Annotated in this window: 14 protein-coding genes and 1 pseudogene; all 15 read right to left on the reverse strand. The window is 58.0% G+C overall.

Annotated elements, in window-relative coordinates:
• Positions 1 to 157, reverse strand: a pseudogene (locus tag J6525_RS21790) (IS5/IS1182 family transposase); the annotation flags it as partial.
• Between the two features lie 773 nt (positions 158 to 930).
• Entirely contained in the window at positions 931 to 1,143 is a 213-nt protein-coding gene (locus tag J6525_RS21795) for a hypothetical protein (protein ID WP_082653740.1), read from the reverse strand.
• A gap of 303 nt (positions 1,144 to 1,446) precedes the next feature.
• Complete coding sequence (locus tag J6525_RS21800) at positions 1,447 to 2,118, reverse strand: hypothetical protein (protein ID WP_225646219.1); 672 nt, start codon at positions 2,116 to 2,118, stop codon at positions 1,447 to 1,449.
• Between the two features lie 68 nt (positions 2,119 to 2,186).
• Positions 2,187 to 3,341 (reverse strand): alanine racemase, encoded by a 1,155-nt coding sequence (gene alr / locus J6525_RS21805; protein WP_225646220.1) that lies wholly within the window; start codon positions 3,339 to 3,341, stop codon positions 2,187 to 2,189.
• A 46-nt stretch (positions 3,342 to 3,387) separates the two neighbouring features.
• Positions 3,388 to 4,458 (reverse strand): NAD(P)/FAD-dependent oxidoreductase, encoded by a 1,071-nt coding sequence (locus J6525_RS21810; RefSeq protein ID WP_225646221.1) that lies wholly within the window; start codon positions 4,456 to 4,458, stop codon positions 3,388 to 3,390.
• Complete coding sequence (locus J6525_RS21815) at positions 4,455 to 4,787, reverse strand: cupin domain-containing protein (protein ID WP_092090057.1); 333 nt, start codon at positions 4,785 to 4,787, stop codon at positions 4,455 to 4,457. The genes J6525_RS21810 and J6525_RS21815 overlap by 4 nt, the downstream gene beginning before the upstream one ends.
• A 56-nt stretch (positions 4,788 to 4,843) precedes the next feature.
• The gene (locus J6525_RS21820; protein WP_225646222.1) at positions 4,844 to 6,154 is read right to left on the reverse strand and encodes a lysine N(6)-hydroxylase/L-ornithine N(5)-oxygenase family protein; all 1,311 of its coding nucleotides are present in this window, start codon (positions 6,152 to 6,154) and stop codon (positions 4,844 to 4,846) included.
• 25 nt (positions 6,155 to 6,179) lie between these two features.
• Positions 6,180 to 7,397 carry an MFS transporter gene (locus J6525_RS21825; protein WP_225646223.1) on the reverse strand — a complete coding sequence of 406 codons (1,218 nt, stop codon included), beginning with the start codon at positions 7,395 to 7,397 and terminating at the stop codon, positions 6,180 to 6,182.
• Entirely contained in the window at positions 7,394 to 9,109 is a 1,716-nt protein-coding gene (locus J6525_RS21830; RefSeq protein ID WP_312009814.1) for a class I tRNA ligase family protein, read from the reverse strand. Before J6525_RS21830 ends, J6525_RS21825 begins: the two co-directional genes overlap by 4 nt.
• 1,252 nt (positions 9,110 to 10,361) lie before the next feature.
• Positions 10,362 to 10,715 (reverse strand): hypothetical protein, encoded by a 354-nt coding sequence (locus tag J6525_RS21840; protein WP_225646224.1) that lies wholly within the window; start codon positions 10,713 to 10,715, stop codon positions 10,362 to 10,364.
• A gap of 320 nt (positions 10,716 to 11,035) precedes the next feature.
• Positions 11,036 to 18,541, reverse strand: coding sequence for a shikimate kinase (locus J6525_RS21845; RefSeq protein WP_225646225.1), 7,506 nt, complete (start codon positions 18,539 to 18,541; stop codon positions 11,036 to 11,038).
• Between the two features lie 1,190 nt (positions 18,542 to 19,731).
• Complete coding sequence (locus J6525_RS21850; RefSeq protein WP_225646226.1) at positions 19,732 to 20,313, reverse strand: hypothetical protein; 582 nt, start codon at positions 20,311 to 20,313, stop codon at positions 19,732 to 19,734.
• Positions 20,314 to 20,379: 66 nt separating this feature from the next.
• Positions 20,380 to 20,562, reverse strand: coding sequence for a hypothetical protein (locus J6525_RS21855; RefSeq protein ID WP_225646227.1), 183 nt, complete (start codon positions 20,560 to 20,562; stop codon positions 20,380 to 20,382).
• 366 nt (positions 20,563 to 20,928) lie between these two features.
• Positions 20,929 to 21,762: a YopT-type cysteine protease domain-containing protein gene (locus tag J6525_RS21860; protein WP_312009815.1), complete on the reverse strand. Its 834-nt coding sequence runs from the start codon at positions 21,760 to 21,762 to the stop codon at positions 20,929 to 20,931.
• A gap of 475 nt (positions 21,763 to 22,237) precedes the next feature.
• Positions 22,238 to 22,657, reverse strand: a complete 420-nt coding sequence (locus J6525_RS47900) for a DUF7694 domain-containing protein (RefSeq protein ID WP_092090049.1) — start codon at positions 22,655 to 22,657, stop codon at positions 22,238 to 22,240.
• Positions 22,658 to 23,662: the final 1,005 nt, after the last annotated feature.

Below are 23,662 nucleotides of genomic sequence, written 5' to 3' on the forward strand. Positions count from 1 at the left end.
CTTGGCACACCGAACTGAAGCGCTCATTCAGGATGTTCCAGTCGATCAGCGCTGCCAACCGCACCAGCGGATGACCCATGTCGATGATCTGATCAAGCGCCGGAAGCAACAGGTCTTTCTGGCGATCATCCCGCGGCTTGCTCATCGCATTCCCCAATGTCGACGACGCCGTCAGGGAATCACGAATCACCCAAAAGCAAAACCTAAAACGCAAGAAAGCGAGGTCCAATACCCCGCTTTCCTGCAAAATCGAATACTACATCAAGACCAATTCTGCTTATTTCTCAAGTCAATCCGCATTCTTCACGGACGACTTAGTAGGTCCCTGATTAGTCACAACGCACCAATAAGATCTGTAAGAAGCGGCCCCAGCGAGGAGTTCAAGCTGGGGCCAAGCTAAGTCCGCCGAGCCGCTGGTCGCCAAAATCAGCGGCCGTACTAGGGCTGAAAAAATACGAAATGAAAACTAACCTGGCTTGCGCTCGCATCAAGAATGAATTTGGGTTCCGGAAATAACGCGCGTGACTCTCAGCGAAGAAGAGTCAACATCCCGACCGGGAGGTATCATGATCTCGCCATTTCGTTTGCTCACCGGTTCCGTTTTCAAAATCCGGGCAGGATTTTCGCGTAACCATCGGTCTGGACGAACATGCTGTTAATTAATCGCATCTTCTTTGCGAAGGCGGGAAGGAGCCAAATAGGCCCACAAAGCCGCTCGCTATCATCTGTAGGCAGATGTGATCGTTTGGGCCTTGGACCGGTGATGGCATCATGAAACCTGGACCTGATTTGTTGTGAGCACTGACATCCCGTGCGGATCATTGGAAGGCGATCGCTCGCGAAAGGAGGTTTGGTCTCTCGGCCCGGAAATGAAACGCCACGAATTTACGACCGTTTGCAATTCATTTACAATCACTCGTTGTATGTAGATCAAGCTTGCGTGTCAGCTAGGGTTTTCATCGCGCGACTTAGCGGCAGCTTTCGCCGATGGTAGCCATGGATCCGGACATCTTCGCGGATTTGCTCGCTGACCGAGCGTACGACACGTTTCTTCCGCCAGTTCCTGTTGAGATCGATCGGAATGCAACGGCCTCGAGGAACGACGAGAAGGTCGTTCCGTTCGTTCAGGTAGACATCGTACATGGAAATCCTCACTCCGGCTGAACATAGGCCGAAGCTCGGATTCTTTGGTGACTTGGACGACACAGTCTCGAGAAAGCGCACAGGGCATTTGCTCTCGGTAGGCCAAAGGCTGCGCGGCACGATTTCAGCTTCATCGTAAGTAGCGGAGCTAAGCTGAAAGAAAACTCCGCGCTGGGACACCGTCTCGATCGGCGCGAGCCTCAGCTCTCGGTTTGGCACGGCCGTATGCTCGTCGTTGCCGCATTGGGCCGGCAAATGACGGTAGCATTCCTTGTTGCTTGCTTGCCGCCTGACGTCGACGATCTAACATCTGTGTTCGGTATCTTGACCGGCTATTTCCTGATGACTCTTTTTGAAATGGAGGAAGTTACAGACATCAAAATGTTGTATGTCGTTCAAGCGGAAGCCATACGCCGATATATGGTTCACGAGGAAGACCGGATCGAAAGCGAACGCCTGGAACCCGTTCGAGCAATCTAACCGAACATAGTCATCCGTGCGCACCACCTCCCGAACGGCAATGCCGCAAAGATCATAGTATTCGCGGCGAGCCAACGTTGCCGTCTCGCTCGTCGAAAAGAGCGACAAAGCTAGATCAAATGGCGTTTTACAGACCAGCGTCAGAAAGTCGATCGGCGCATCCATCGTACCAAGAAAATTAAATGGCAGTATGCAAAGCACCCTTTCCTCATATCGGCGCATTATCTCATCGACCAGCCGTGTTCTTTTGAAGAACTTTCCGGCCTCACAACGGATCACTGCTCCTCTCCTGCTCTTTAACCGGCGCACACGAGGTGGACTTATATCGATGCCAAGATAATCGTTATCGTCGCTTTTGATGCCGATAAGGCGATAGCCGCTACAGCCTACTTCTATGATCAACTCGTATCGGGTCGCATCCAGGAGATCGAGGTAGAACAGTTTCTCGCGGCGGTGGAACCGACGCACCTCGGCGGTGAAATAGGTCGGACGCATGAGACGTATGCCTTCGTCGCCTAGATAAATTGCCCGATTGACTTGCTGGGATCTGCAAGTGGAGGAGTTCACCGGTGCCTCATATCATTTCGTTCGGATGAGACGTAAAGTCTGCGGCATCGCCGTCCGATGCCTGTGGTCAATTCATCGCTCAGCATTTTCGCGGATGACGCCATATCTCCCACGGTTTGCTCGGGGCAAATGAGGTCCACCACCGTGCCTGGCCGTGTCCAATTCTCGTCCAGGTCAGTTACATCAATGGTAATAACATCCATCGAAACGAACCCGACGATAGGGACGCGACTCCCACATATGAAGACATGCCCTCGATTGCCGAGCGTACGCGGAAATCCATCGGCATAACCAATAGCGGCCGCCGCGATCCGCATCCGCTTCTTCACGGTGTAGGACCTGAAATAGCCAATGGCTTCTCCGCGCTCGACTACACGGGATTGGATGATTTTCGTTCGTAGACGGACGACTTGCTTTGGTTTGAAATCGGGATCATCGGACGTCGAGAAACCGAAGATTCCCCCGCCCGCTCTTATGAGATCAAAGTGAAATTCATATCCGGCGAGCAGTCCCGCCGAATTCGATAAAGAAAGAATCGCATTCGGGAACAAATGGGCAAGTCTGCGAAACCGATTTAGTTGTTCGAGGCAGACCTCGTTTCGCCACTCTGCACAAGCGAGCTGGCTCATGAACAGCACGACACGCATTTCCGATAACCCGCTTCCATTCCCGGCGATCGTGTCCAGCTCATCAATGGAAAAGCCCAACCGAGACAGGCCCGTGTCGACATGAATTCCTGCTGGCAGCGCGCGATTCCGAAGCCGGCAATGCCGAAGCCAAGCCTCCAATTGCTCCCTGCTGTTGAGAATTGGCAGCAAATTGTGCTGCTCGGCCGCCAGTTCCATGCCTGGCATAGCGCCGTGGAGCATATAGATCTTTGCGAACGATGGCACCTCATCGCGCAGGGCAATGCCTTCCTCCACATCGGCTACGAAAAAGTGCGCGCAGCCGAGCGAAGCCAGAAAGGGCGCGATCCGTGCCGCGCCAAGACCGTAGGCATCGGCCTTGACAACGGCGCCGCAAGCGCTGCGAGGCGCAAGCGCCTGGCACTTGCGATAATTGGCTTCAATGGCGCTGAGATCGACGATCATGGTCGATCTCGACGTCTCGCGGCCAGCAGCTGCAAGATCATGCTGGGGATCGGCTTTCATCCAATCGTATCTGGCATTTGTCTTCTCATCACGGCACGCCGGGAACCTATCGATGGTGAGAATACAGGGATCCTATTGCCTCTTCCGCACACGCCGGTCCGAAGCGAAACCCGTTACCCGATCCGCAGCCAATGACATACAGTCCGGCGACATCTTGAGCCGGACGAGAGAACGGGACACCATCGTCTGAATAGCAATCGCAAAACACACGCGCTGATGCCACCGCAGGCATGTCAGGGGAAAACCATTTTGCCAGGATTGCGGTGGCTCGCGCCAGATCGTCCGAACTGACCTGCAGCCCGCCGGCGTCAGGCCTCACATCCCATTCTTGCGATGTGAAGCTGAACAGCCAATACCCCTCCTCCATCATGGGAATGAGGAACGCGTAATCATCGAACAAGCCGATCATTGGACAGTTCGCGGTAGGACGCGCCGCCAAGTGAAGCGCAACGACCTTTTTTACTCGCAATCGCGGCTCGTCCGCGAGATGCGCGCGCAACGGTGATCCTTGAAGCCATGGACCGATTGCCAGAATGGCTCGCCTTGCCGAGCGTTCGGTATCATCGGAGGCCTGAAGAAGGATACGGTTTGACCCCTGCCGTATCCGTTCGATAGATGTGCCCTCGCATATCGAAATTCCCCCGGCTTTGAGCCTTTGGGCCAGATCCTGAAGAATGGAACGGACCGGGCAGTAAGACCCCCGATCCAGCATCACGGCCATATCGTCGGGAACCAAAAACCGCGGCAGCGAGGAAAGCCTCCCTGTGAGCGCGAAGGATGTTGATGGGGTGGTATCGCCCACGCAATTCATCTGAGCGAGTTCTCCCGGATGACGCGTCAACCAGAACACGTCACAGTTCCGACCATCGGGCCACCGCCCATCGGGATAGAGCTCTCGCCAAATCTTCGAACCGCGAATGAACAGGCTTCTTTCCTTTTCATTACGGCCGATGTTAATCTGGATTCCTGGAGCAAACCCGCTGGCACCTGCCCCTACGGTCTCTCGTTCGAAGATGACGATTCTGTCCCGAGGATTACTACGCGCTGCAATGAAGGCGGCACTCAGGCCCATGACCCCGGCTCCAATGACCGCGAGGTCATGAATGCTGTCGGTCATCGGGCCCGCTCCCAGGCGATGGACAAAGCGCTCAGAACTTCGCCACCACGATTTTCAAGATAGTGGGTTCGATCTGGCTGCAAAAACACCAGATCGCCGGCCTTGATAGCCAACTCTCCGTCATCCGTTATCACCCGCCCATGGCCGCTCGTGATGCGCCAGATCTCGCAGGACGGATGGGAATGAGGCGCCGACACCGCGAACGGATCCAGTCGGAATTCGATGAGTTCGACGGGACAAGCGGTCTCGGAATCTTGGACGGGCTGCAAGACTACACCGGGACTATAGACCGTCATTTCACCCAGGGTCATCAACTGTGCATTCTTCATCGTATACTCCGAACGACTATCGGCCGGTCCTGACATGGCGCAGACCTGTTCGCCGGTCAGCAGGAGGCCTCGGGATCAACGCCATCCCACCTGACGGCACCGGTTGCAGGGCCGCAGTCGTAAGCTACGCGGCCGATGATCGAATTGAGGATCAGCGAAGCACGCCAAGGAACCAGGCTCAGATTTGTATCGGCGATGCCATGCTGAAAGCGTGCGCCATTCTGGACGTACAAACGACACTTTCCGGGACCGTCAAAGCGCGCCGAGAACTGCTTGTCGACCATGATCTCTTGGGAGCCACCTGGGGCATCCAAGACCGTGAGCCGACCTGCGATCGGCTTTAGAAACGAAGGGATTTCGGTGCGATAGCCTGTCGCTAGGACGACAATGTCTGCGACAAGCTGTGAACAAGCGCCCGTCTCCTGGTGGCGCAAGCGCAAGCGAAAGGGAGAGACGCCGAGCAAGTCCTCAGCCGTCGTGGCCACGCGTATTTCTACATGCTCTGGATAGGACCGCTTATGAACTTCGCGATCGTACAGTGCATTGTAGATAGCGCGCAGCGTCGAGCCATTGACGCCGTCGCTGGCCAATATCTGTCGCTCAAGACTTTCCTTTCGGGCCGCCGCACTCTTGTCAAAGAACCAATCACCATGTTGCGGAAAGAACCATTCATTGACGAAAGGACTGTCTTCGAGGGCGAATATGTTTGCGCGGCATGTCACCCAGGTCAGAGTTCCCAACGGACCGCACGCACCACCAAGCAGGTGAAGAAATATTTCGGCCCCGCTTTGGCCGCCGCCTACGACCACAACGCGCTTGCCGGAAAGCTCACGCCGCTGCAGGAGAAGGGCACTACCGTGAAACACCTCATTTGGCGGTGCATTACGGCCCCACTCGGGGACAGACGGTACCCTGCCAACACCAACCACAATCGTACTCGTTTGGTAATTGCGGCAACCCGTTGTGATATTGAAGAGCTCGCCGCGCAATTCGACTGCGGTAACGTGCACGCCAAATCGAATGTTTGGCAGCTTCGCCGCCGCCCAGCGCAAATAGTCTTCAAATTCACTGCGGCTGACAGACGCCAGTCCCCGCACGATAGCTTGATAAAGACGCCTTTTATCATGCAAATAGGCGAGGAAGCTGTATGCGCTCGTTGGATCCGCCGGCGTGACTAGGTCTTTCAGCGGGCTAGTTTGCATGACCGAGCCTCCTATGAGCAGGCCGGGATGCCACCTGAGCGTCTCCGAACTCTCGAGGATGTTCAAGGAAACTTCCGGAATTGGAGTTGCGAGCGCTGCCAAGCTCAGATTAGCCGGACCCGCGCCGATCGCGACTACGTCATGGTTATCGCTTTGCTTGGGCATCCCGTGATTCTCCGCAAGAAGCTGGTCAGTGCGCCCGGCCGGCCGAGAACACCTGTGTCGTAAGAATTACGGCATTGGCGACGACAAGCATCATCATGCTCATCAGAAGATGATCGAAGCTGCTGGCCTTCACGATTTGTCCGGCGATGCTCGGAAATCCGAACAAGCCGACGAAGTAGGAGAGCGTGAATACCTGAGACGCAATGGCCAGGGGGGTCCCATCCCGGTCGGCAAGATCGACGGCCATGCTGTTCAGCGTCGAATAGCTTAGACCGTATCCCAGCGCGAACACCATTGTTCCGATGATGTAGATCGCTGTACTGTCTACATTGACGAAAAGGATCAACAGTCCCGCAATGGTGCACATGAAGAGCACCGCGACCGCGCGTTCAATGCGGACTTTTCCAATAATCGTTGCCACCGCAAATCGCATGAAGACGGCTGTCAGCGTGAAGACAAGAAAGAACGTGTCGGCAGATTGCGCCCGCGACGCGGCGTAAAGCGTTTGGAACGTGAAAAGACCGGCGAAAACGCATCCCCCCACGCCGATCATGATGATCGGATAGCGCGTGCTCGATCTGAAGATCTCCATCACGCCTTGCAGGGTGAGACCTATATTCGGCATCCTCGGTTGAGAAGCGTGGGCGCCCCTCCTGCCCGCAAGCTCGAAAAAGGTCGCGGCGACAAGACATGCGGCGGCGAACAGGGCATAAACTGCAATATAGGATCCTGCAGTCTCCGCGACGGCGCGCGCGAGAGGAGCAGCAAGTCCGATACCCAGCATTTGAGACCCTGAAAGCAGGGTAAGATACTTGATCCGAGCCTCAGACCGCACGTGTCTCAGGACTTCAAGCGGCGCCAGCATATAAAAGCCAGACCACCCAACGCCGAGAAAAAATCCGCCTGCGTAAGCGAAAAGCGTCGAAGTTGACGCGGACGCGAAACATGCCATCGCGATCGTCATCATCACCGCGGCCGCGCTGATAGTTCGCGTCAAGCCCACTGAATCCGCGATCCGGCCGACGAGGAGCGAACACAGTATTGTCGCGATCGTACCGGTCGAAATGACGGCGCCAGCGGTCGTGGCGCTCTGCCCAATGGACCTCAGGGCATCCACGAGGAAGAAGCTTGAGCCATAGGATGTGGCCAGGCTGATACTGCCAAGCATGAATGGGATGGAAACTTGCAACGGGACTGCACTGGGCAGTTTGTCCGCAGGAGCGATGTTTGCGGCGCGTGTCATGCTGCACCCGGAAGGCATCGTTCAATATCCGCAACCGCCAGCCTGCGCCCACCGATCTGCGGTGCGGTTCCGCATCGTTGGAATGAAGGCGTCGATGCGCGTGCAGCGACGGGATGTGCGCCATGACCGAACCAGTGCCACAAGGCTCCTGCTATCTTGGGCATCAGCGGCCAAGCCAGTATGCTGAATCCCATAAGCCAAGTGTAGGCGCAGTGATGGTCCGGCGCGCCATCAAGATGATCGACCCAATCGATAACCGGCCTCGACGCTTGTGATACGCGTAGATGATCGAGCGAAAGCGCGGCGCACTGTTTCTCGTAGAGCCCATCCAGCGTGGCCATCATCGCGCCATCGACGTGACATCCAGCGAGAGCCGGCATCGCGTTTATGGATTCCGTGCAGCGGTCGATGGCCGCAGATATCCTATCGAGAACTGCATTGTAACGATGGACCAGTTGTTCTGGCACCAAATCGGTTTCAGCTTCTTCCGGGCAGATTTCGGACAAGTACACTCTAAGTACATCGACGGATATATCTGGAATCGTGGCGATGTCACCTGCCCAGATCACGTGCCCGCGACTGGTCGAGAACTTCGATCCGTTCAGCCGAAGGAAGTGATTAAAGAAAATTCGATCGAACGAGCGAAACGAGTTCTGGCCTAACGCGCATCCAGTAACTCCGACAAGCATCGGAATGGTGTTATCGATACCGGTACCGCCGATGAGGAACGCATCGGACTCGCGCGCAAAAGGACTTGGCTTGCCCGCGTCCTCCGTGTCCTTTTGCCCGCAATAGAGAGAGTGAGCGTAGAGTAACGAGGAGTAGCTAAACAATATCTGCTGGGTGTCGAAATGCCGCGACTTCCAGGCCAACCCGTGGAGTCCCGGCACGGTCAGCCGCATTTGCTGTCCTTTGCGCGCGACATATCGATGTCCTATCTCCAGAAAGCCGGCTTCGATGGCAGTATCGTCCCAAGCTCGTAGAAGCAGGTCCTTTTCCGGAATTGAAAGGAACGCGGAAATATTCTCCGGCCACTCGACAATCCGCCCGCGCCTCGATAACGGATTCAACGCTTCCTCGGGCTCGAAATGATGTCCACACCGTTCGCAGAAGAAGCTACCTGCTGCGGCCAGGCAAACCGGACAGGTGGCACCGAACCAGCCTCCGATGCAGAACCGCTCTTCTCGTGGTGTGGCGGCAGAACCCGTATCGTCCATTGGCAAGTGGACCGCGGAGAAATGTAGCGAGCCCGCTGCAGATAAGGCGCCCATGAGCGCGTTGCCGACCTTCGAAAAGCGCCGTAGATTCCTGCCATATGCCGGATCATCGAATTGATCGAAAACGATACCTACCGAGGCGAGATCCTCGACAATTTTCGTATGGAAAGCGTGGGCTAAGTCGGACGGATCGACGTTCTCACGGGCCGCTCGAACAAGGACATGATTCTCGAAACCGTCGGTCGTCAGTCCCGAACGGACATGATGGCCCGCTCTCTTGAGGTGCTTCTGCACAATATCCATTCTGAGATACGGCCCCGCGGCATGGCCCAGATGTGCTCTGCCATTGGCTGTCAAGTTGACGGGAGATACGTACACATCGACGGGACGCGCATTCGCTACGTTTATCCGTGAGATCGTCGGGCTTCTTCTCATATCCGCACGAGTGACTTCTATGAACAGATATCTGGAGCGTCCAATCAAGTACCCCGACATTGCCTCTGGAAACACCAAGGCGCACGCGGCTTGCGGGCTCGTGGACGCGATCGGGCTGAGTATTTCGAACTGGGCTTCAGACGTCGAAGACCTGCAACGTTCTGTTCGAGATTTCAGTGCAGACGACGCTCTTTCGCTGGATACTCGACGTATCGCTCCACCACAGCTAGCAACATAGGTAATCTCCTGCTGACGCCGTGAATGAAGCAAGCGGCGCGCCAACTGAAGTCGCTGTTCTGCGCGCTTTCTCAGGGCCTGAGTACGTCAGCTTTCCGACATTCGTCATGAATCGCCGGCGCGGCTTCCATATTTCCGACAATGCGTTGACGGCGGCCTCAAGCGCCCTCCGGTCGACGACGTTGGGATCGAACTGCTCGGCGCCCTATAGGCGCACTTGTTTGGGTTCCGGATGTGAGCGTAGCCTGAGGCCCATTTGATTGGCGCTTGACGTCTATTTTGAGCACGTGGCGCGGTTGGGTCGCTGATGGCATCGAGGTATTCGCTTTAGCCCGGCGCACCGCCGACATCTTCCGGAGGACAGCGGCCGGCGGCCTCAAGCAAGAGGGGAAGTCCGTTGTCGTGTAGTCGAACCACTTATCGAGCTTGATCGCGAGCGTGTGGTGGCCACCCTCGGTAGGGCTCAGCGGGACAGCTTTGGCATTTTGAACAATTCCTCAGCCATTGATTAAGGCGCGGGAACATGGAGGTTCCCCGATTTTGAAGCGCGGCTCGTGTCGGATTTACCGTTCGTTCTGGTAGTGGAAGACGACGAACCGCTCCAGGAAATCCTTCGCGAGGCCCCGAAAAGGCGGGCTGGACCTTCTGACGGCCGCGTCGAAACCCGACACCGATGATGGGCTTAGCGTTGCTGTCCTCCGCACGAAGAAAGTGGATGCCTTTGCCGTAATCCGATCCAGCAGATCATTTCCGAGATCAGCCTCTCGATTGCGCATCGCCCGAAAACTAAGATTGTTGGCATCACATCGGCAGCTGCTCACAACTGCCCAGCCCCGCCTACGGAGCAACAAACAGATGAGAGCGCGTAATGTCAACCTGATCGTGATCGCCGCCGTCCACCCGCTGATGCAGTAGTTATGTCGGCAACGCTGGTTATGCTTGCGCCAAAATGTAAAACGCTCGGCCTTTCCTTTTTGGGCTCGGCTCTCCCAGTCTACCGCGTCAACGTCGCCAAGCCGGACTTGTTCAGACATTCAACAAAGCCGGGACATCCCAGAGCCGTTCGACCCAATCATCAATCGGTGCTGCGGTGCCGGCCGATCGGCGACGAGGTGGTCGAGATGCAGCGGCACGGGCCCGGGCCACTCTCATTGTGCGGATCGTCCAACCAGGGTCCGCGTAGCATCCACCACAAATACGCACAATCGGAGCCGTTCTGCTGCTGGGTCATGCGAGCTGGCTGCAGCCGGCGCGCAGTCTCTGCGAGCTGTTCCGCAACGGTGCTGTTGCGCGATCCGGCGGAATCGTAGTGATAAGCAACCACCCGTTCCGGCGCGTGGCGATCCAGCAGGAGTGGCGACCAATGGGCAATGTCACCTAGACCGTCGTCATCAATGACAGAAACAAAAGCTGGCTGTGTCGTTGCCATTCTGGTCGTGGACAATCCCCATTGAGGTTTCCTGAAGATCATTTCGCTGCCAGTAGATGACTTTGCGTGGGCCCAACCAGCCGCGTCTGCGCCGCAAGAAACTGATCATGCCTCTGCGACTGCTCGTGCAGCAGAGCGTAATCGGCCGCGATATCGTCAGCTGGCAAATCCGTGGCGCCGTCCACGAAGCCGGCATCGGCCAGGGCTCCCGGGTACAAACCCCGATTTGAAATGTTTGACATCACAAGTCGTGCGGTGTCGAGGGAAATCGAGCACAGATCCAGCACTGCGATGGATGTCTGACCGGGAGCCGTAGCAGTCTATAGTGACGTGGATCGTGGCATCTCCTCCTTAACCGAGCCAGATTGCCCAGCGTCTAGCCCGCCACCGGCGCAAAGATAGCCGTGCAGCTCGCTAAGACAAGCATCCGCGCTCTTGAGTTCGCGCCGGTCCTGTGGGGCAATCGTGAGATTGGCGAGCTTATACACAGGATTGCGCTGCTCCATCAGCTTTGTGATCATCTCGTCCCGGTCTGCGGTTTGTATTTTCGGACGGTTGGTGTCGTGTCGCAGGTTGCGCCTGATCACGTCCTCGTTGGTATTAAGCCAGATCGAGACCGCCTTCTCGCCGACACGACGGCGGACTTCTTCGGACATGAAGGCTCCGCCACCGGTTGCGAGCACCAGCGGCCCCCGATCGAGCAGACGGCAGATCTCATTCGCCTCGAGATCCCTGAAATGCGCCTCGCCATCCTCCGCGAAAATCCTGGTTATGGACTTGCCAGTCTTCGCCTCGATCTCTTTATCGGAGTCGACGAACGTCAGCCCCAGCTGCTTTGCGAGTGCAGGTCCCACAGTGGATTTCCCGGCCCCCATCATGCCAACGAGCACGATCGGGCGGTTGTCGAGGGCGCCAACAATCTCTGTAGCGCGTGCCGACCGCGCTGCGCGTGTCGGCCGGGTCACGTTCGACACACGAGCAGGGCGAGCGCCAACGCGATTGCCGGCTTCGGCTTCCCAATGGGGGATCTCTGTGGCACCCTCGGGGATGACAACCCTGTTGCACGCCCGTCGCACGCGCTCCAGGAGCTGCTCGGCTATAGACTCATCCGGGGGCTCTTCGCTCCCTCGCTGTAGCCGTCTGAGCTTCTGCAGCTCCTTGTACGTCTCATGATTGTCGAGCTTGGCCTTGTAGCTGTCTGCCGTGTGAAACTCGAGCTCAAAACGGTAACCGCCAGGCGTGCCGAACACTGTCTTGATGCCAGCGAAGGTCCGCGATCGCGTCCTGAACCAGTTAGTCGTGCTGACCTCGCTATACCCGCTCTCCTCGAACGCTAGAATGGCTTTCTTGAAGGCACGTGTAAAATCCCTGTCAGAGAATTCGAAGACGTGGCGTACAGCGTTGTTGAAAAGCTGGACGCCGGTCTCAGAGCTGGCCTGGAGTCCGGTGAGCTCGTCTGTCATTGAGCTTGGCGATCTAAGACGCTTAGCCAAATGGGGCATCTTCACCTCGATGCCGGCCACCTTAAGGGCTTCGGCAACCGCCTTTGCCGTCCGGGTGATGTCCTTCTCTTCGGCTTGAGCGCGGGAAACCTCCATTTGGGCGCGCTGTGCCGCCTCCTCGCGAGTCAACGTGATTGTGGTGGCGACATCTTCGGTAGCAAGCGTTAGATCCGAGGGTTCGCGCAGAATCCCCCGCTCGGCAGCGAGCTTGATCGAGGCTTGCATGATCGAAGCCGCCAGCGTCGGATTGTCCTTGAGATCCTCCAAGGCTGCATCGACATCGAAACGACCTTGGTTGAGGGTAGCCGCCAAGCTCTTGGTGTATGGAGCCGACTTCAACCCGGGTGTCTGTTGCAACAGGCGCTGAAGCTGCCTGCTCTTGATCATAAAGGCGTAAGCGCCAGTGTCGGATTTGTAGGCGTCAGTTCCGACTTTGATGCCGATGCTCAGCAGGTTTTTTGCACTTTGCACGAGGTCGTGCGGCATGTAACCATCCGGTCGGGGGTCGATGCGCGTAGGGTAACGATCGACCAGAAGCTGGACGCGGTCCCGTGGGTGAGCCGTTGCCGGATAGGTCTCGGCAAGCGGCGGAAACAGCTCGCAAAGCTCTTGGCTCATTGCGAGCTGTCTTTCATTCGCAGTAGCGGCTGTTTCGGGCAGGAGTTCGGGCGGGACTTGCTGGTCGAGACCAGCCGCCCACGCCTCGAGTTCGGTGAGAAGCAACTCGGCCGTCTCGCGCGCGATGGGATGGTGTGCCAGCTCGATATCGTGCCGCGCCTTCTCGAGCTTGTCCCGGACGTCGTGAGCACTAACCTGTTCCTGCTCCAGGAGGGCGCGGATGTCTCGCTTGAGCTCTCGGTCAATGCCTTCGTACGTGCCGAATATGGCACGTTCGGCAAACCACTGTCGGGCTTCATGTGATTGAGCCAGAAAACCTCGCTGCAGGCCGGTATAGGTTTCCAGAACGTTCCGCGTGGCGGCGAGAATCTGGCTGGCGCGACCGAAATTATAGCGACCGTCCTCAATCGCCGGGGTATGGGATTTTGGCGGCTTGAGCGAGCGGAGGCCGCGAGCTTGCTCCTCTTGGTCGAATTGCCTGACATGCTCGTAAAGCTGCGGCCGGTCGGCAATGATAATGGCCGTATCGCCATCGAAGTCGCCGTCGAGTTTTTTCTGCTCATCAGGCGGGATGGCAACCAGGGATCCCGGAGCGAAGATCTCAGTGGCCTGCAGGATCCCGATACAATCGAGCGCGCTGTCCGCCGTTACGCGGTCCTTGCCCTTGATCCAGCTCGAATGGCACTTGACGTCCTCGGCGGACATCACCAAGCCACGGTCGGCGAAGTCGGCCGGCCACATTTCATCAGGCACCACGATCAGAAGCCCCTTGGCAAAGAAAGTCGGATCATCGACTGCCAGTTCCTCCCCCGACTTCTGGGCGACGTTGAAGCTGTATTGTATGGTCACGCACTGATCGAGAAACGCCGCAGTCGGGTCCCCATCCGCAGCTGACCTGACCCGATCGAGGGCGAACGGGCGGAGGTTGGGTTGATCGTAGGGCGATCGCCCGATCAGCACGCCACCACCGGTCAATGTTTCGCTCTTGAGCCTCGGCACATGCAGACAGCCATCACCGGATGGGATGGCGATGGCGCCCGGACCATTGATGTTCGCGGCTGTTACGACCCGAAACAGCTCCTCCGACGTCAGTTCTTGCTTTACCCGACTCTCAACCCAGCTCATCGCCTTCTGCCGGGCCTCATCCGCTACTTGCTCGCTGCGCGGATAATGTTGCAAGGCCATCGCTGGCAAGGACGCTCTCGTTCCCTCGGCAAAGGCATGCACGCGGTCAGGACCTTCCTGCTCGCCGGCGCGGCGAACAGCTGGCATAAGCTTGGCCAGCGAGGCTCGGATGAAGCCGCAGCCGTCGTGCGGTCGCAATGCAATGGGTCCGTCCGGCCCCCTCAGCTGGAAGGGATGCCCCTCGTTGGCAGGGCGGTCCGGCAGCAGCGCCAGTTTGAAGGCGCCTTCCAGCGCGGAGTCGTGGGGTGACAGACCTTTGATCGCCGGAGGCGCCGCAAAGCCTCTGCGCTGAGTATAATAATAGGCCTCTTTGAAAGGGGCCCACGCGCGCGACAGCTGCTCGAATGCTGTACCCGGCGCGGTTTCGGCATAGGGAATCGCCAGCAGCTTCCCCCCCGAAGGCTTTGCTTGCTCGTCTCGAGTGCGGGTCGCAACTTGAGACACAGTCAATCGTGGCGGCTTTAACCTGCTGCCGCCGAACAGGTCCATCCGGTATGGGATACCGTTTACATTTACCGTACGCGCTAGCATGAATGCGCTTGGGGGTGCCGGCAGTTGTACCGCGACGACGGGCAGGACCCCCGAAGTCAGGCGATGGAAAATCGAGTACCGCGTCTCCGGCTCCATGGCCAACGGCCCCCCATGCATGTCCACGACCGGCAGCTGCATCAGTCCCGCCTCACCCTGCGGAGACCTCGGGGCGTGGTCCATGGCTCGCAATACCTGATGCACGTCGAACGCCGACGGAGGATGTTGCGCCTGGATCGCCGCCGCATCCTGCTCCATGAACAAGTCCAGCGCGTCCACTGGACTGTCAGCCTCGATCTGCGCAATCAGATTCCAGCTCATGCTGGACAGATCACCTTGAATCAGGTCGCGAGCGCTTGCCAGGATCTCTCTCGTGCCGCGCTGCAGCTCTTTCTGCCTGGCCCGTAAATTTGCCCCGTTGCCCTCGACATAGGGTGACCTGAACAATCGCTCCAGCGCCGCACGGGCCTTGAGCGTCTGATAGATCGATAAAGCGGGGCTCCGGCTCGCAAGGGGCCCACGGCTCCGCTCCGCATCGCCCGCGTTCAGATGCGCCTTGATCTTTTGCTCGAGCACGGGCTGAAGGTCGTTGAGCACGTTGAGGGCCTGCCTGCGGTGCCAGCGCAGTGGCTTCTCTAGGCTGCGCGCGAGCGGCAGCAGAGCAGCACTCAGATTACCCATAGTTTCAAGGTTGTTCTCGGCGGAAAAACCAGGAGCTGAACGCAATTCAGACAGCCGACTCAAGCCTGTCGGCGCGAGCAAACCGAGATCATCGAATAGGCCAGCCTTACCCAGCGCCTTGAAAATGTTCGTGATGCTCAGAACCTCAGCCTTCAACAGGCGATCATTATCATAGTGCAGGTAGTGGGCGAGCTTGTGCAACCGATCCTTCGGCAGAGCAGCATCCGTAATCTCCCCACTCTCCTCCGCTCTCATGATCGTTCGGGACAGAGCGTTGGCGAGCATCGCCAGCTCAGGCGTGGTGAACACACTAAATCGCTGCGCTCCAGCTCCCAATTCGCGCGCGATGTCCATGGTGGACTGACAGCATATCGGCTCCTCAGGCCACTTGCTGAAGCCGTTCAGAAGGTTCGCCACTGCCTGCGGAGGGAAATTGGAGAGCTGATGCTGACGGGTTTCCTGGGCGATTGCCATTGTTGCTTTGAGACAATCCTCACTCTCCGGCCATTTGCTGAAGCCGTTCACCAGGTTCGCAAAGTCCTGACGATTGAAATCAGAGAGTGCAAACTCATCGCGCGCGCCGCGGCGGAGGACCTCACCCGCAATGGCAAACGCAGCCTTGCGACAGTCCGGCGCCTCCGGCCACTTGCTGAAGCCGTTCACCAGGTTCGTCAATCCCTGGGGGGTAAAATCAGAGAGTTCGGCGCGGCGAAGGACCTCATGCGCGATCGCACAGGTCGCGCCGCGACAGTCCGGCGCGTCCGGCCACTTGCTGAACCCGTTCACTAGGTTTGCCAGTGCCTGCGGGGCAAAATCGAAGAGTTCGGCGCGAAGGACCTCACGCGCGATCGCAAACGTGGCCTCGGGACAGTCCGGCGCGTCCGGCCATTTGCTGAAGCCGTTCACAAGCATCGCCAAGTGCTGGTCGCTAAAATGCCGGGCACCGCGACGAAGGATCTCACCCGCGATCGCAAACGTGGCGCCGCGGCAGGCCGGCGCATTCGGCCATTTGCTGAAGCCGTTCACCAGGTGCGCAAAGTCCCGACGATTGAAACCAGAGAGTGCGAACTCACCGCGCGCGCCGCGGTGAACGACCTCACCCGCGATCGCAACCGTAGCGTCGCCACAGTCCGGCGCGTCAGGCCACTTGCTGAAGCCGTTCACCAGGTTCGCCAGCTCCTGCGGAGTAAAATGAGAGAGCTGGGTGCCGCGGCGAAGGACCTCATGTGCGATCGCAGACGTGGCCTCGCGGCAGTCCCGCGCGTCCGGCCACTTGCTGAAACCGTTTACCAGATTAGCGAGGTGCTGGTGGGAAAAATGGGAGAGTTCGGCACGGCGAAGCAGCTCACCCGCGATCGCAAACGTCGCCTCGCGACAGTCCGGCGCGTCCGGCCACTTGCCGAAGCCATTCACCAGGTTCCCCAGTTCCTGCGGAATAAACTGAGAGAGCCGGGCGCTGCGGCGAAGGACCTCACCCGCGATCGCAACCGTTGCGCCGCGACAGTCCGGCGCATCCGCCCACTTGCTGAGCCCGTTCACCAGGTTAGCCAGTTCCTGGTAGGTGAATTCAGAGAGCCGGACATGGCGGTCGCGGCGAAGGACCTCGCCCGCGATCGCAAACGTGGCGTCGCGCGTATCCGCCTCGTCCGGCCACTTGCTAAAGCCGTTCACCAGGTTGGCCACTTGCTGGTGAGTGAGTTTAGAGAGCGAGGCATAACGGTCGCGGCGAAGGACCTCACCCGCGATCGCAAGCGTAGCGTCACGACAGTCACGCGCGTCCGGCCATTTGCTGAAGCCGTTCACAAGCATCGCCACGTGCTGGCTCTCAAAATTCCGGGCGCCGCGGCGCAGGACCTCGCCCGCGATCGCAAACGTCGCATCGAACGAGTCCCGCGCGTCCGACCACTTGATGAAACCGTTCACCAGATTTGCCAGTTCCTGCGGTTTAAAATGGAAGAGCTCGTCGCGGCGAAGGACCTCACCCGCGATCGCAAGCGTAGCGTCACGACAGTCCCGCGCGTCCGGCCATTTGCTGAAGCCGTTCACCAGGTTAGCCAGATTCTGGTGATTGAATTCCGAGAGCCGAGCATGGCGGTCGCGGCGGAGGATCTCACTCGCGATCGCCAACGTGGCCTCGCGCGAGTCCGCCTCGTCCGGCCACTTGCTGAAGCCGCTCACCAGATTCGCCAGTGTCTGCGGCTCAAAATCGGACAGCCCGAACTCACGGCGGCGAAGAACCTCAGACGCGATCGCAAACGTGCCGTCGCGACAGTCTGGCGCGTCCGGCCATTTGCTGAACCCGTTCACAAGCATCGCCAAATGTTTCTGATCAAAATCAGAGAGCTCGCTGTTGCGGCCGGCACGACGGACCACGCGAGCAATAGCTTCCGTGCCCTCACGAGTTCCCGCCTCCTGCGTCCACTTGCTGAAACCGTTCACCAGCAGCGAGAGATTTTGGCTATTCGCCGCGCCAAGTACCTTGGGTTCATCACGACAAAACTCGGCAATTCTGATGACTCCATTGCGGCATGTCTTCGACTGCTGTTGCCGACCGAATGATGACGCGAACAGCGCAAGAGCAGCGGGTTTGAGTTCGCGCAGTAACGTGTTGGAAAGCTGCGACACCCGAGATGCCACCGCCTTGCAAGCTTCAAGGCCTTCCTGACCGCCGGCCTCGCGACTCACAGCGTTGCATGCCGTGGCGTAGCCCAAGGATTCCCTGCGGCGGATATCGTCCTCGAAGTGGGTGACAAATTGGCTTCTGAGCTGGGCGGCAGCCTTTTGTATAAAGGCCGCATGGATCTTCTTGTCCGCCCGCTGCAGTCGCTTGTCGTTTTCCACCACTGCACGTGAGAATTGGGCAATGTCGCGAGCGAAATAAATGGCGTCCAGAGCGGCGTTAGATTGCTGTTCTGAAATCGCAGCTTGCCTGCCCTGCGGGGCGACATAATCCAGGCGCCGCCGCTTTGGCGCTGCCTCCAGGTCCGATATAGATTGCCCGTGCGAGGAAGAGGCACCTCGTGAACTCCTGGGCTGTTCGGCACGGCGGCTCTCGGCACCGGAACGCGACGCACTTTCTTCCCAATTTGGCGCGCCGCGATGCGCCAAATACCGCAAAGCTGGCTCGTCGACATGCGTATTCACGGAAGGATCGGTTGACGTGCGGCGTCGGGCATCGCTGGCCGAAGTCGGCCTTCGGGCCGAGCCCGCAGTCAGGTCCTGATTTTCAGAGCGCAAGCCCTGCAAGACAGAACTGAACTTCGAGCGATCGTTTCCGCCGCCAAGATCTGCTTCAGGGCTGGACCAGTCCATCTCTGATCCGCGGGCTTCCTTCGCTCTCCAGTCGGCTCTCGTCAAAATCAATCTCCCATGCGAGCTAGAATGCGCCGATTCCGACGGTGGCAGAGGCCTGCGGCGTCGGCCTCAACGACTTTTGCTTCAGAGCGGAGCCCCTTGGCCGCGTCGACAGGACGTCACTCGCCACTAACCTGACGTGCGAGTCAGTTTTGTACGATTGTGCGCTCTAGCGCCGAAGATATGCCCTGGACCTGACGGAAATCTGATTAGCGTACAGCCGACTCGGGATTCATCGGAGTAGTTTCATTGGATTGGTTAAGCCGGATGAGAGTGGTCATAGGCGGTTTGACTTGCGCATGCGCGACGCCATTAGGCTGGCCATAACCGGCTGGTGGTCTTCGACGAACGGGCATCAACCGTGTCCGCGCCATAGGTTGTTTCAGCAGACGAGCGTGTCAGGGCTTCGACGGCGTCAATCGGTGGATTCGGTCGGTCAGGATCGTCCGGGCTACGTTCCGGGCGCCATTCACAGCGGACTCGCCGCTGATAGTCGGCTTGGTGACATCGGTTTTGGCGGCCACGATTTTGTGCCTCGCCCTCGAACTGTCACCCTGGCCGGCATCGAGTTCGTTGAAAATGGTGTGCTTCGCACACGGGGTCTATGCCTGAGCCGTCCTCCCGGGCCATAAGAGACGGCAATCGGTTGGCGCCTAAACCCGGCTCGACGAGGGTTGCGGCAAAGGTGTTTGGATATCGGATGGTAGATTGGCCACCGGATGGTGAACGACGCATCTGCTGTGTCTTGGAGCTTTGCAGCTTCCAGGAGCGCACAAACGTCGCCGATCGTAAATCATACCGTTCGGCCACTTTCAGAGCCGCGAACTTGATCGCTTGATCGGTCGGATGCGCTTAGAAAGCAGCCGCAACCGAAGGCGCGCCTTGCCAGTGGATCTCAAGTTTATGGCAAACCCAGATCACTCCGTCACGATTTCATCCCGATGGCGATTTCAACGAATCCATCCACGTCCTCACCAAGGCTCGCGCGACACCAAGATAGCCGCGATCCGCCAGGGGCCGATGCCGTGCACCCGCTGGCGGCGCGGGACAGTTCATTGCTGGGTCTCTGAACGGTCGATAGCTCGAACCGACGGCCGCAAGGCTCTAGCAAAGCCCGGCTCCGCTGGTTCAACGATGGGCCGGCGCTCTCACGCAGCCCGCCTGAGCCTAACGAATCCTCCATCCATTAGCTCGGCATTGTAAGCCCGACCATTAAGCGCAATGGTTGTTGGGTTGTTCGGGCTAGGCATGAAACCCGTTTCCCGCAGCTTCTCGATCAGGGCTAGAGGCGCCCACTGCTCCGGGAACGGGAATCCCCTGCGCCGGGTCTCAAAGATAAATGCTCCGAAATCTGGTAGCCCCGCCGGTCCGGCTCCAACATTTTGATCCTCCGGAGGGTTATGGATGAGACGCACGGCGTTGGACGGGTCCAGAGCAGCCGTGTAGCGGTGCCCCTGGATCTCATAAGTCATGATCGGCTGGTCGGTGTCAGGCAGGAGACCCAAGTGGCCCAGTCTCTCGACCATTCGGCCGGGAGCGGATTGAGAGCCGTGGGCAAACTTCTCGGGAACGGCGAATGAAACATCGTACGCCGTCTCCTCGGGCACGGCGGACGAGGATGGCCCGGGCTCATTGATGATCCGACTGAATAGATCCTGATCCTCTTGTGTCCAGGTGAACGCTCCTGGAGACCCTGGGGATCCACCGCCGTCGATCTGGTTACAATCCATACAGCTCTCCTTCTGTTTTGAGCACATAATCTCCTGCAGATCCGCCCGGCTTTTACTGTCACCAGTTCAGTCATAGGCCGCATCAATCGAGAGACGAGAGCCTATGCTAAGAGGCTTGGTTTTCGAAAAGCTGACGAGGGGGCAAGCCAAACGCAGGCTGCAATTGTGGATCACGGCAAAGGTGATGCCGCAGATGCGCGCTTCCCGAAACGAAGTCCAGGCCGTTTGTGATTTCTCGAAGCCGAACACGCTTTCACACCAGAGGCCGTGGTGCCTGACAGTTCCTCCCAAACGTGCCGGAGTGTCAGCATAGCAGCCAGGAACATTAGTAGTCCAAGGAATGCACGAGTTATCCGACGTCCGATATCTCGCGGCGAAGCAAACGGCTGGATGGGCTACCTATCGATGTCGGGCGGCCGCTATATCAACGTGCCTTCATCTTCGGGGCCGCCATGAGCTCCATTACAGCAAATTGTCGCATGCTAAAGGAGGACGCAGCTATCAGTGCGCCCCCCCCAACTTCAACGGGGCGCGGCCGCTCTCGATTCGGCTCGGTTCCGCGAAAACCGGGAAGGACACGGGCACGGTCGGAACGGCCGATTGAAAGCCCGATGCTCAGGTCATCCTTTGTGTGACGACCGTCGATATATCATGTCCGTTCAGGTTGCTGTAGCGGTCGGCGAGGCTTTTGAACAGCTCACCCATTTGGTCCGACCGAACGGTAAACTCACCATAATTGGGATCAAAGAGCGTCGTCATTCCATTCGACGTGGACGTTGCCATAGTGTGTGCGCCACCTGCGGCGAACCGTAAGCCGAGTAAATAAATCGACGGGTCGGCGGTGACTTCGTTCACTATCTGGGCAATACGCGAAGATGAGCCAAACCTATATCGCGTCTGTTCGTCAGCTGGCTCCAAACCCGCTTCGCGCAGCATTGTGCTTTTTGCCTGAAGGTTGTGAGAACCTCCCGCCCTGTCGTTTCGCAACTCAGTCTTGATATCTTCATACCGCCGCTGCCGCACCGCCGCCGAGGCATGGTTTTCAGCGCCCGGGCGCAGCGCGCCCATTCGGGATGCAGGGCTGCTGTGCTGATTGCGGAGCCACTCCGCTGCCAAACCGACGCAGATGCCGTTGACATTGGCCCCGGGCAATTCAGCCGTCCTGTATTGAAACAGGGGACGAATCGGCCCCCCCGGAGAGGACGGATTGGAATCTGAGGACTGAGAGGACGTGCTGGGGCTCGAGGAGCCCGGGCTGTAAACGTTTGCGTCTGAGGTATGAGGCCTGCTGCAGCAGAGTCCCATTCGGTCAGACAACTCCTCAGGCGGCAAGCTCTCTCGTTGCACGCACTCGGTAAGCGCTTGCGCAAAGCTGCCACTGTCAGCGGACTGATTTGATTCGTCGGCCTGATCAGAGCGTATCGATTGGCCACCAACTCGATTATACATGATGGTTCGCCTGTCTCTTCAGCGTACGTTTAGTCTAAAGCGAGTGCGGGGAGCTCACGCCCTGCCTACGAATGATATTGCTGCAAGCTGTCGACGAGCTGACGAACTGATAAGCTTTGGAAGAGCGTCGCACTCGAGCCCGACTATTCGGCGAGCCCACGCTTCAACCGCCGTTTCCGATTTCAGACGCAGGGCAGCGGCCGACAAGCAAGCAATTCTGGCCGGAGTGGTTGCCCCCGCTGAAAACAATCATCATCCCGCCCGCAATGGCACAGGCTGCTCCAGCACATGAAACATCTCTTGCGTCCACTTTATAGAGCACCTCCCGCCTGGTGTGCGGATATCAGAGGCAAGACTTCCGCACTTGCGACTGGCGGAAAGCCCCGACATGTCGGCGGCCCCCTGCCTTCCGGCGGTGCAGAACCACCCCTGCGGCACCGGCTCGGATCTTTTCTTCAGGAAATCGTTGTCCTCGTCATGCCGTTGCGCTCATTCGTGAGAACAATATTGCCGCTTCGGATGGCTCTAACCCGACGATGCCCACAAAGCTTGCTGGCGGCATCGGGATGTCCCGATGGATTGGTTTCCACAGATGCAGACAATACCGACTGTTATTGACATATTGCGAATGCGGCGGATGCAATTGCATCACGCATTCTTCTTCGTTCCAAAATAGGTCCTTTACGAAGCACATCTCCTCCCAGTTTGGACAACGCCGCGGCGTCGAGACAGCGACGTGCTCCCAGCTAGGACGAACTAATCCACTGATTTTGAGCTCACACCCGCAAGGCCCCTGCACAAGAAACAGGCCATGAGGGCCCGATCCAGGCACACTGGCGAACCGGCCGTATTTTACCCGGCCGGCCTCCAGCTTCTCTATAATCTGCGCTCGCACGCCCCCTCCTTTGCTTCCCGGATCGCCCTGAAGTCCACATAGATGACATTGTCCGGAAGCTGATGAACTGGCGCCAGCTCAGTCCTCAGCGCAGCATTCCAGAACCACTCTTCAGCGAACCATCTGCTGAGAAAGCCGCAGATGTTCATCATTACTTGCTCCCCTACTATCGGTTTTCGGATGCTCATATCTTTTGAGAACCAGATGAATGCTCTCACGGACGCTGAATACGGGCCCTGCACGCTCCGCTCCATGCGACACAGCCTACAGATGGATTTCCAAGCTCATCGCAACCCGATGGGCGAGCCCGCCGAACAACTCCGTCACGAAGTCGAGCCTCACGCGCCCACCGCCGAACAGAGCCGGCCTTAGCAACGGCACATCTGCCTTTGGGCCTCTGACACCTCAAAACAATCGCTCATTGGCCTGCCCGCTCGGATCATCGGACGATCTGCTCGAACATATGAAGCGGGCCGATAGCGGCCCATCAACTCGTGGCCGATGAATCGATTGTCATCCTGGCAGCTCTTTATGATCGCCTCTGATGCTTGCTTGTTCATCTCATTACGGCTCGCAAACCACGTGGCCAGCGCGTGACAATTCGAGGGCTGCGCCTCGGCGCCGTACTGCCATGTTGTACCCGATAGATAGCAGCACCCGCTTCTCGCCGGGTGTGAAACAGTGCCAATGCGTCATCTATGTGACGATGCTCGAGCCGTATGAGCGCTAAATCGGCCGAGCTCGCATTAGAGTAAGGACGGCCGGCCACCGGAAATATTGGGGCTAATACCATCAAGTTCTTTCGAAGCGATTCTTCGTAAGGTAGCGGTCAGGGAAGATGACTAGTCCATCTCATCGACTCTCAACGTCGACCATCGTCGCTCCTTCAGACTATCAAGAGATGCAAATCCTAACGCACTGTCGCCAGTATAGCGCTGGTGGCGCATTCACTCTACCGGCTATTGTTTGATTTCAGGCATCGATGTCGCAAACTCTACTACAGGC

This window comes from Bradyrhizobium australafricanum, from assembly GCF_020329495.1.
In the GTDB taxonomy this organism is placed as follows: Bacteria; Pseudomonadota; Alphaproteobacteria; order Rhizobiales; family Xanthobacteraceae; genus Bradyrhizobium; species Bradyrhizobium australafricanum.